Origin of the sequence: Vibrio sp. 10N.247.311.14 (assembly GCF_041467715.1) — a bacterium.
In the GTDB taxonomy this organism is placed as follows: domain Bacteria; phylum Pseudomonadota; class Gammaproteobacteria; order Enterobacterales; family Vibrionaceae; genus Vibrio; species Vibrio crassostreae_C.
Map to the genome: position 1 here is coordinate 60,957 of NZ_JBFSVE010000024.1, position 10,603 is coordinate 71,559.

General features: G+C 43.7%; 6 protein-coding genes and 1 pseudogene. 5 read left to right on the top strand and 2 right to left on the bottom strand.

Annotation, left to right across the window (positions count from 1 at the left end):
- Nucleotides 1-83: 83 nt before the first annotated feature.
- Nucleotides 84-2,498, top strand: coding sequence for a GH36-type glycosyl hydrolase domain-containing protein (locus AB6F11_RS11005; protein ID WP_104216226.1), 2,415 nt, complete (start codon nucleotides 84-86; stop codon nucleotides 2,496-2,498).
- A gap of 129 nt (nucleotides 2,499-2,627) precedes the next feature.
- Here AB6F11_RS11005 and AB6F11_RS11010 read toward each other — a convergent pair whose 3' ends face one another.
- On the bottom strand, nucleotides 2,628-3,575 hold the full coding sequence (locus AB6F11_RS11010; protein WP_104216227.1) for an aldose 1-epimerase: 948 nt from the start codon (nucleotides 3,573-3,575) through the stop codon (nucleotides 2,628-2,630).
- A 64-nt stretch (nucleotides 3,576-3,639) separates the two neighbouring features.
- On the opposite strand from AB6F11_RS11010, the gene AB6F11_RS11015 reads away from it, so the two are divergent.
- From AB6F11_RS11015 to AB6F11_RS11025, 3 genes are all read left to right on the top strand, one after another.
- Complete coding sequence (locus AB6F11_RS11015; protein ID WP_102398474.1) at nucleotides 3,640-6,714, top strand: GH116 family glycosyl hydrolase; 3,075 nt, start codon at nucleotides 3,640-3,642, stop codon at nucleotides 6,712-6,714.
- A gap of 97 nt (nucleotides 6,715-6,811) precedes the next feature.
- Nucleotides 6,812-7,825 carry a LacI family DNA-binding transcriptional regulator gene (locus AB6F11_RS11020; RefSeq protein WP_102393052.1) on the top strand — a complete coding sequence of 338 codons (1,014 nt, stop codon included), beginning with the start codon at nucleotides 6,812-6,814 and terminating at the stop codon, nucleotides 7,823-7,825.
- A gap of 348 nt (nucleotides 7,826-8,173) precedes the next feature.
- Entirely contained in the window at nucleotides 8,174-8,956 is a 783-nt protein-coding gene (locus AB6F11_RS11025; RefSeq protein WP_102393051.1) for a hypothetical protein, read from the top strand.
- A 269-nt stretch (nucleotides 8,957-9,225) separates the two neighbouring features.
- On the opposite strand, the gene AB6F11_RS11030 is transcribed toward AB6F11_RS11025, so the two are convergent.
- Nucleotides 9,226-9,933, bottom strand: coding sequence for an SDR family oxidoreductase (locus tag AB6F11_RS11030; protein WP_017071106.1), 708 nt, complete (start codon nucleotides 9,931-9,933; stop codon nucleotides 9,226-9,228).
- 523 nt (nucleotides 9,934-10,456) lie between these two features.
- Between AB6F11_RS11030 and AB6F11_RS11035 the strand changes: the two are divergent.
- Nucleotides 10,457-10,603 (top strand): annotated as a pseudogene (locus AB6F11_RS11035) (IS3 family transposase); the annotation flags it as partial.

Genomic DNA, 10,603 nt, shown 5'->3' on the forward strand with positions numbered 1-10,603 from the left:
TAATTCAGCCATTGAGCTGACACCAACTAACTTACGACAAATTGTTTTGGCTCCTCCTGATTTGGGAGGGGCTAGGGATAGTGATGATGAAATTCGGATATTTTGACGATAAAAACAAAGAATACGTAGCAACCACACCGTGCACACCGATCAAATGGTGTAACTATGTCGGCACATTAGATTTCGGTGGCATTGTTGATAGCAACGGCGGTGTGCTGTTGTGTAAGGGCGATCCGGCACTCAACCGTATCACTAAGTACATTGCACAACTGCCAAACTCTGATTTTAAAGGCTCGACCCTTTACCTAAAAGTGCGTGATGAAGCGGGCAACGTAGAGGTGTTCTCACCTTTTTACACGCCGACTCTGAAGCCGCTTGATAAGTTTGAAAACCACACCGGTTTGTCTTACACCACTATCATTACAGAAGCCTTTGGTGTGCGTTGTGAAGCGACCTTCTTTGTACCAAAAGCTGACCAAGTGCTGCTACAAGACATCAAGGTCACCAACATTTCAGACAAAGCGCTGCATGTTGATGTGGTGCCTGTGTATGAATTCACGCACTTCGATGCACTTAAGCAGCTATTGAATGCGGATTGGGTTCCACAGACCATGACGCTTAAAGCGCACCAACAAGAATCGGGCCATACCGTGCTTGAGCAGTATGCTTTCATGAAGCGTGACTATGCAGTAAACCTGATGACAGCGGATCGCCCTGCGACGTCGTTTGATGGTGATCGTCAATCGTTCTTAGGCAATTTGGGTTACGGTACATGGGCAGCGCCAGAAGCACTAAACAATGATGAATTAGGCAACACCGAGTGTTTGCGTGGCGACAACATTGGTGCACTTAACCTTCGCCTTGGTTGGTTATCTCCGGAGCAGACAGAACGCACTGTTGTACAAATCGCACAAGAACAGAGTCTAGAAGTAGCATTGCCTCTATTAGCTAAATATCGCGACCACCAAGTGGTTGACTCGGCTTTCGCTGAACTGGCTGAACACTGGGATGGCTACCTACAAGCGGTTCAGGTTGAAACGCCAGATCCGGCAATGAACTCGATGCTTAACGTACATAACCCACGTCAATGCCACACAACCAAAAACTGGTCTCGTTACCTGTCTCTGTACCAGCTTGGCTATGGTGCTCGAGGTATCGGTTTCCGTGATTCTTCGCAAGATACTTTAGGCGTAATTACTCACATGCCGGAAGAGGCGCGTGAGTTTATCGAGCGTCTGTTGTCTGTGCAAAACACCAACGGTTCTGCGATGCACCAGTTCTTCCCATCAACCATGGAAGCGAACGCGGGTGACTCTCGTGAAGAAGAAGATCGCCCTGATTACTACGGTGATGATCACCTGTGGATCATCTACGCGGTGACTCAATATGTGAAAGAAACGGGCAATGCAGACTTCTTGAATAAAGAGATCCCGTTCTATCAAAAAGACAAAGCGGGTAACCCAGTTGAAACGGGAACGGTTTGGGATCACCTATGCCGCGCGATTGAATTTACGTACACCAACACCGGTGAGCATGGCCTACCGTTGCTAGGTTTTGCTGACTGGAACGACACGGTGAACCTACCAACGGGTGCTGAGTCGATGATGGTGGCGAACATGTACGGCAAAGCATTGCTCGACATGTTGGACTTGTGTGAGCTGCGTGGTGAAGCGCAACTGACGGCTAAGTTTAAAGATCAGTACCAACAGATGCAGAGCACAGTCAATGAATGCGGCTGGGATGGCGAATGGTTTGTTCGCTACTTTGATGAGCAAGGCCTGCCTATTGGCTCTCACAAGAACGAGCAAGGGCAGATCTACACCAACGGTCAAAGCTGGCCTGTGATTTCTGGTTTCGCGACTCAAGAGCGTGCTACTCAGGCGCTAGATTCGGTTTACAACAAGCTGAACACCACCAATGGCATCAAACTTTCAACACCGGGTTACAACGGCTTTGATCCACAGCTAGGTGGCGTATCAACATACCCACCGGGTGCGAAAGAGAACGGCGGTATCTTCCTGCATTCAAACCCATGGGTGATGATCGCAGAAGCGAAAATGGGCAACGGCGAACGTGCTTATGAGTACTACCGTCAAATTAACCCAGCTTCGAAGAACGACGACATCGATACCTTTGAGTCTGAGCCATACTGCTACCCACAAAACATCTTGGGTGACGAGCATAAACAGTTCGGTTTAGGACGTAATGCATGGCTTTCAGGTACTTCATCTTGGACATACGTTGCAGGTACGCAATGGATTCTGGGTGTTCGACCTGAAGTGGATGGTTTGCTGGTGGACCCATGTATTCCTGCTGAGTGGCCTGAGTTCAAAGTCCGTCGTCAGTTCCGTGGCGCGACCTACAACATCCATGTTACCAACCCAAATAACGTGTGTAAGGGAGTGGTAGAGATGAAGGTCAACGGTGACCTAATTTCAGGTAATAAAGCGCCAGTGTTTACCTCTGGTGAGCACACCATCGAGGTGATTTTAGGTTAACAAAGAGAAGGGCGCTTTATGCGCCCTTTATTGCTTCTTTAGTTTGCTTCTTTCGTTGCAGTTGTTTCGTTAGCAATGCGTTCTCTGGGGGCTGATTTCGCATACAGCAGTTGCTTTAGTTTGCTTTCTTTATGTTGGCTGATAGGTGGCTTGGCATTGCCAAGTAAAGGTCTGAGATTGGTTCGGGCTAAGCGTCAATAAGCCTATTTGGTTATTGAATGCATCTGCAGGGCAAGTCATTGGTTCTATTGCAATGCTTTGCTCGCTAGCCGGCGTGTACAGCTGAACGAATGAGTAGCTTGCATCTTGTTGATAGTGAATCGCAGCTGATGAATCTGAGCGCGTCAAAGTCAGTTGGTTGGTTGTCTTCGAATCAAATTCAAAGCAGTGATTTAGGCTTTGATTCGTCAGGGAGTCGCCCAAAGACAAACGGTCAAAAACCTGTTTTTCACCATTAGGTAGGTCGTTCACGTGTATGACTTCGGAGCACTGCGACATGGACAGCGCACATTGTGTCAGATCCGTACCCAGTGAAAAGTAAGGGTGCCAAGCATCACCGAATGGGAAGGCAGAATCACCAAGATTAGAAGCGGTTGTTGAGCAAGAGAGCTTGCCTGTTATGTCGATAGTGAAGGTGACTTCAAGGTTAAAAGCAAATGGGAAAGCAGGGTGCAAAGAAGACGTTTGATACTGCATTGTCACACTGGCTAACTCTTCGTTGGCTACGCTGTTTGTGATTGAAAAAGGTTGGTTATAGAGCAGGCCATGTACGGCGTGATCAGACCAAGGAAAGTTAGCCGGGAGTTGATGGTTTTGGTTATCGAAACTGTAACGACCTAAGTTTAAACGGTTTGGAAAAGGGAATAATTTAGCACTGCGGGAAAAGAACGGATGTTGGTTGATCAGTTCATCATAATTCTGATAACCACAAATAAAAGAGAACGGACTGTTATTTACGATATATTTATTAATAATAGCACCAAATTCATTGATTATTTGAAGTTCTATACCATGTTGGTGGTTTATTAATGTGACAGAGTCAATACTTCCAAATTTTTCATTTATAATTTTAAACATGTTGATGTCTCCATTTTTGAAAGATATTAACAAGAAGAAAAAAATATTCAATGGCGGTTTTAAAATGAATAATAAAATTCCATATACGAACTACTCAGGAAATTCAGAACACTTGTGTAAAAAAGGTGATGCAGTTGAATTTATTCAACCTTGGTACACGCCAATTTCGACTACACCAGAAAATACCGGTATGGCAGTCGGCGGAATTGGTAACACATTTACACTCACACCAAACGGCAACACGCCGAACTTCAGCTTTATTCCGGGAATCTTTGTCGATTGTTCAGAGCAAGTTGTTAATTTTAATGATTTTTATGCGTCAGTGATGAATGTGCCAACCATCGACACGCTACAAGTCATTGATGAGCAAGAGCTGAGTGTTCACCTAAACTTCTATCCTGCTTTGTTTGATGGTAAGAAGATTGAAAGCTCAGAAATGTCGAATGCGATTAACCACATTCGTGCGGCATTGAAAAATGGTCACTTCTACCAAGATAATAAATCTAACTTTACAAAGTGGAACGTTGAGTTTTCAAATAAGACTCAATTATTGATTGAAGAAGATTCATCGTCGATTATTTGTCAATTATATGTCGCCTTGGATTTCTTTAATGGTTTATTAATTAATGATACAACGAGATTATTATCACTTACTGCGGGTGAAAATAATGATACAGGTAGTGTTAATGGTAGAGATATAGAATATCAAGCTTTATATCCACTGGCTGAATATAAATACAGTAGCTTCGATGATATTAAAATAAAGCGTAAGGTAGTCTCTCCGATCGTTAAAGAGGACAAACGACTGTGTTCTTTGCCGATGCACTGGAATCACTTTGAATTAACCAATGATTCATCGCAAACACGTGTGATTACGCTTGCTCAGCCGCTACAAAACTTGATTGGCTCAACCTATCAAAAAGGTCGTGATGGCATTCAAGATTCGGCGTGTACCTTGTCTCAAAACCCAATTGCTCAGCAGCATCAAACGGTTAACTTAAAGGGTGAAAGTCGCAGCTTTACTGGCGTTCAACTGACCAGCCAATCGCCTTATCAAAGCGATATTGAAGGTGAAGTGGTGTTTGGTGTTCAAGCGGATAATCAACTGACAGAATCTGGCAAGGTTTCGATTTCTGTCAAGCCAACGCTTTACACCTCTAAGACAGCGGAACAAACAGAGTTCGCACTGAAAACAGGCCGTACCAACGCGGAATTTCAAACAGGAATTTACACAGGGCGTGAAGCGTTGAGCGCATTGGTTGTGGTTCAGGTTGAGTTAGAACCTGGAGAGTCTGTTGATCTGCGTTTTGCTCAGGTGATGGCTCACAGCAAAGTCATGCTTAATGGCTGGCATTCGGACAAGGCTTATACGCAATTCTACCCTCAAACGCAACCGGCTCTGCCTATGTTAGAAGACATGTTGCCTGAGCTAGAAGCGATTGAACAACAGATCGTCGCGCAACAAACTGCCTTCTTAGAGCAAGCTCAACGCAAAATATCACAGCCTGAATCGGCACTGCGCTATGCGACGATGGCGATGAATTCATTGTCCTTCCTAGCTGAATCAACGGTATGGGACAAAGAAGATAAGTTCTTGGTGAAAGAGTGTGTCGACTACCCGTTCTTTAACTCTCTGGATGTGTATTTCTACGGCTCATTCTCTCTGCTTTACTTGCTGCCAGAGCTTGATGGCTGTGTGATGAAAGAGTTCTCGAAAGCCATTTTGGCCGAAGACTTTACCGAGCGCCGATACTGGGAATACGAAGCGACGCCTAATGCAGAATTGATTGATGACAAGTACCAAGGCGTACGTGCCATTCGAGGCGCGGTAATCCACGACTTGGGTAGCCCGTTCGACATCCAGCCTGACGCGTACAGCTGGCACAACGTGAAAGAGTGGAAGGACTTAGCACCGAAATACATTTTGATGGTGTACCGTCACTATCAAAACACGCAAGATATTTCTGTAGTTAAAGAGTGCTGGCAGGCTGTGACTGAGAGCATCGATTTCTTATCGAACTTGGTCGCTGAGGGCGATGATTTACCGCTAACCCGAGGCACAGACGATACCTTTGATAACCTGGCTTCTCATGGTATTTCAATTTACTGCGCGAGCCTTTGGGTTGCTGGCCTTCAAGCCGCGAGTGAACTTGCACAATTGATGGGCGAAAACGATCTGGGTTCGGATTACCTAACACGTTCGAAAAAGGCATTAGCAACAGTTGAGCAAAGCTTGTGGGATGAGAAAGAAGGCTACTACCATTTCTTCGTGACGCCAGTTCAAGCCAAGCATCTAACGGGCGAAGGCTACCAAAACCTGGAAACCTTAGGCCTGACTTTGACGGGTGATACGATTGCTGACAAGAATACGCTCAATGCCTATCTCAATGAGACCGATACCTCCATCAACATCAGCAAGGTATCTCAAAGAGTCTCTAAGAAACGCTTACTGAGTGAGACCGCGCCTCAAGCCTTTACTCAAGAATATCTAGAACTAGTACCAGATTCAGACAACAGCTTTGGTGATGCACTGCTCGCAGACAGCTATCTCAAGCTGATTGGTTTGGAGGGCATTTTCCCGCAAGAGCGTATTCAACGCGCATTGGACTATGTTTATAAACATAACTTTGAGATCAACAGCCCTAAGCTGGGTGTGGCGAATATGACATTGGCAGATGGTTCACCACATGAGGCTTTTCAGGCACAAGATGTGTGGATTGGTGTGCAATTTAGTGTCGCAACAGCGTTGAGTTTAGCGGGCAAATCGCAGCAAGCAGAAACATTGATGGACACCGTGTATACCGCGCTGTATGACTATTCAAAAATTCCATTTGCCGCGCCAGAAGGGTTCAACTGCTCAGTCTCATTTGACGAGGAAGATCTTTCAGAATCTTTTAAATTATCACAAAGTGATACGAAAAAGTGGCTTACTGCCCTTAAATTACAAAAGTGTGTGCTATCTGACGGTCGAGTGAGTCTTAGCCTGACTAAAGACAGTGATAAATTTGTTAGTATGCTGCAAGGTGAAATTTCAGCGGAGCAAGCTATCGTTCTTCACAAATGGCTGTTGAGTACCGGCTTGAAATATACCGCAGGTCGTTATTTCAGACCGGGGATGATTTTCGCCTACATGTATTAACTAAATGACACGAGTTTCAACAAAAGCAGTGGTATGCAGGTTGAAATAGGTGGGGAGCTTTCGGGCTCCCCAAATGTCACTGGATTAGGGTATCGAGATGCGCACTAAAACTAAAAAAACCACTGTATACGATGTAGCGAGACTTGCTGGTGTTTCCCCAAGCACGGTTTCTCGTTTTCTTAATCGAACCACTTATGTATCGGATGATAAAAGTCAGAACATCGAGCAAGCAATCAAAGACACTGGCTACAAGCCCAATTTTCAAATGCAGGAGAACATCAATCGCCGTTCATTGACGATTGGTGTATTGGTGCAACACCCTGACAGCCCTTATACCAGTCGAATCCTCAACGACATGGAGAAAACTCTGATTGCCCAAGGCTACTCATTGGTGATCGCGACGGGGCACTGGCAAAAAAAGCTCGAGATACATGCGTTGGAGTACCTAGCTAAAAGTAACGTAGATGGCATGATCATCGTGACGGGCAGTATTACCAAAGAAGATATCGCCAAATATGCACAAGACATCCCGGTCGTGGCGGTAGGGTACGACATTATTGATGACAACATCCGCACGATCAACATTGATAATGTGCTGGGCGGCTACATGGCGACCCTGCACTTACTGCAACAAGGGCATGTGAATATCGCTCATATTAAAGGGCTTTCAAGTCAACCTGATGCGGGGAACCGCTTTGAAGGCTACAAGAAAGCGCTGCAAGAGGCGGGTATAAAAGTGATGCCAAAACTCGTCAAACAGGGTGACTTCAGTAGTGAATCTGGTTATGAGAAAACCGTTGAATTAATAGAGTCAAAGGTTCATTTTTCGGCTCTGTTCGCAGCCAATGACCAAACCGCTTATGGGGCGATTAAGGCGCTACACGATCACGGTTATAAAGTTCCAGAAGACGTGTCGGTGATTGGATTTGATGACTTGCCGACGTCTAAGTATTTCACGCCAGCCCTGACGACGCTGAGACAGCCGATTGAAGAGATTGGAGAGGTGTGTGCTCAGTCGATTTTGAACTTGTTATCTGGCGAGCGACATGAAGCTCGACTGCCACCGATTGACTTAATCGTCAGAGAGTCAACCAAGTCTTTGTATCGTTAATTTCAAGACAAGCATCAAGGTGGTGCGTCCGTGATGATTCGTATTGATATTAACGCGGACCATGGTGCAGGTAAGCTAAAACACTTCTGCCCCACTCTTCTTAGCTCCGCCGAACGGAGCCCTTCGAACGTTCTAGAATAGAACAAATTAAACCAATCCATATGTACGGTGTTTATACGGATATTTTTGGTAGGCTTCTTACGAATATCGCTTTCGATTCACACAATAGCATTATACTTATTGAGCCTCATAATAGACGACAGCAATATAATAAAAACGTAGATACGGAAGAGTTACGTCTGTAAAGCGCGAGGCATTTACATACAGTTTTAGCTATGAGGAGGTCAAATGGGTGACTGGGACTATTTATATGACATGCATAATGAAGGTTATAGCGCTGATCAGATAACTGACGCAGCAGGTTGCGGGTATAACCCATATGATATTAACCTAGATCTACATGCTTTAGGGTTATCTCCTAAAGAATGGGAGGCGACTGATAGTAATTTTAATTCAGAGTTATCCAAAGTTAACCCCAAGTTAGAAGTGATCTTTGAGAAGTTGGTGGATAATGCCGAAGCTTTCTACGATCTTACAAATCGTTATTTGCAGATTTGGGGGGAGTTAGGAGAGTTATATGCCGAAATTAACTATGGGATTAAGCGGCATAAACCACATACTAAAGGGTCAGACGGAAAGCTAGGAAATGACTTCATCGAAATAAAAACGATTTCTCCTGAAAAGAATAAAGAAGAAGTGAAAGTGAAACGCGCTGGAAACTTTAATAAGCTTCTAATTGTAAAAATATCCTCCGACTTTACGTTTGAAGGGCAGCTAATCGCCCGAAAAGATCTATCGAAAGGTGAAGGTAAACATGCAAGAGCTTCATGGGAACGTAAGAAAACTGTAGTCACAAAACCACAAACTGTAATCACAAAATCAATGACTGGCTCACCTGAAGCCAAAATATATGCAGCCCTAAAGGTTCCTACTTATTTAGATGCCGAACTTCAAAACAAGCTTGGTTTGTCGGAGTTAGATTTCACAAAAGCAGTTAGTGAGCTTTCTAAATCCCAAAAGATTAAGCGTTCACTAGAAGATGGTAAAAAATGGGTACGCAATACAAAGTAATCTAGTAAATTAGTAAAATCGTTAACTCATAATTGCCCCCAAAATCACTTAGACCAAATACTCTACAGATTTTAGAGATGTGTGTTTGCCCTATCAAAACTTATCCGAGTTCAGCCTATCTAGAATTTTGCTGCACTAAGCAACCTAACCGCTCAATATGGTTGCTAACATGTTGATTTCAAATAAAGTGACAGATGAAAGACGGCATTATCTATCCATGAAATAGGCTTATACCCGTATAAAAAGTGTTATACCTATCTCTGATAGGTCTACTCTAAGTCTATAATTCGACACCTTATGGATAGTGTGCTTACAGCAGCCCCTGGAGATAGACTTCGAATAAATCTAAGTGCTTTTGCTAGGTCTTGTGTTTCAATTTTAAATTTATTATCAATACGCCCATCATTAGTCATATCGGTATCTACAACGCTAGGGCATAAACAGCAAACCTTTACCCCAAAAGGGAGCAGTTCGTGATAAAGCGATTGGCTATAACTAACAATTGCAGCTTTTGTCGCTGAATATGCTGCAATCTTAGGGACTGGCGCCAAACCAGCAGTAGAGCCAAGGTTATATATTTCCCCGTAGCCTTGCTGTTTCATTTTCTCCGCAACTAAATTACAAGCAGTGATTGTAGATAAAAGATTTACGTTTACCAACTCAGAAAGTTTAGCTAAGGAAAGGTTAGTATTGCCTGCTGCCAAAACGCCAGCACTATTAACCATAGCATCAATATTTTCATGCTGTTTAATGATTGATGTAATAGCAGTTTCAACTTCAGATGGGTTATTGAAATCGACTGACATTGTCTCAGCTAGACATGAGGAATAGCATGACTTGAGCTCTGCTTTAGTCCGCTCAAGGTTTTCATTATTTAAGGAAAGTAACACCAAAGTGTATCCTTCCTGAGCAAAGTAATGAGAAATAGCTTTACCAATACCGCGACTAGCGCCTGTAATTATGGCAACTTTAGACATAGTGTATCCCTAAACTGTGTAATAAGTGCGTTGTTAGGTTAATGTACTAAATAGTTTCCAAAATTAGAACTGGTCTTTGCACCGTAAGCACACTAAGGTTTCAAGATACTTTTTCTAACCTGACCAAAACGGTTTATAGCCGTGGCCGCAAATCGTTTTTGTCCAGAGGCTTCATAGACCTGAAGTTTTACTCGTGGCACTTTTCTCAAAAAGTGCCAGCTAGCTCAGATCTGCCCCATTACCAGTTAGAGTTAACAGAATGTTAACATGTATTTGCCCTACTAAAAGTAATCCCTTGTCTGTTGGATATTTGCAAGGCAAACTGCTGGGCAAAAGTTCGAAAACACTCTGAATGTCTAAAAATCGCCATATTTTTCGAAACTAGGGATTTTATATCATTGGCTTTTCGGTTTCGGTGGCTGAAAGTTTGGGATAATTTGAAAACCATTTGGACATAGCTATGATCCGCACCATAAGTTTTGGACACTGAGTTAAGTGAGTACAATCACTAACGAGGTGAACAATGACAACTAAGAAAACACGAATCAAACATGCTCCTGAATTTAAAGCCGAAGCACTTAAGTTAGCAGAGAAAGTCGGTATCGCTGCTGCCGAACGACAGCTATCGTTGTATGAATCTCAAATTTATGGGTGGCGTAAAGCCGTCAAA